Annotated in this window: 1 protein-coding gene; it reads left to right on the top strand. The window is 67.1% G+C overall.

Annotated elements, in window-relative coordinates; translation table 11 throughout:
* Positions 1-526, top strand: a 526-nt coding sequence (locus ACXJ3V_RS20490; protein ID WP_457102197.1) for a 3-oxoacid CoA-transferase subunit A, incomplete at its 5' end; no start/stop codon positions are given.
* Positions 527-572: the final 46 nt, after the last annotated feature.

Here is a 572-nt window from a genome sequence, read left to right as displayed (position 1 = left end):
GTTCGGCGTGGCCGCCCTGCTCAAGGCAGGCCGCGTGCGCAAGGTGGTATGCAGCTTTCCGCGCCAGGTCGACAGCCATGTTTTCGATGGCATGTACCGCAGCGGGAAGATCGAACTCGAACTGGTGCCGCAGGGCAACCTGGCGGAGCGCATCCGCGCGGCGGGCGCAGGCCTTGGCGGGGTGTTCTGCCCCACGGGCTACGGCACGGAGCTTGCCAAGGGCAAGGAGACGCGCGAGATTGACGGCCGGCACTACGTGCTCGAGTACCCCATCTTCGCCGATGTCGCACTGGTCAAGGCCGAGGCTGGCGACCGCTGGGGCAACCTGGTGTACCGCAAGGCGGCACGCAATTTCGGCCCCGTGATGGCTGCCGCGGCAAAGTTCACGGTGGCCAGCGTCTGCGAAGTCCGGGAGCTGGGCGAAATCGATCCCGAGGCGATCGTGACCCCCGGCATCCACGTGAAACGGCTCGTCCGGCTGCCTCGCATGGCGACGCCCTCGGTCGGCCCCAGAAAGATCGCATGAAGATGGCATACCAAGCACGCAGCAAGGCGCAACTGGCGGCCCGCCT

It is taken from the genome of Microbacterium sp. P5_E9, from assembly GCF_054049175.1.
The sequence above is the reverse complement of the archived record's forward strand: the minus strand, read 5'-3'. Positions and strand labels throughout refer to the sequence as shown.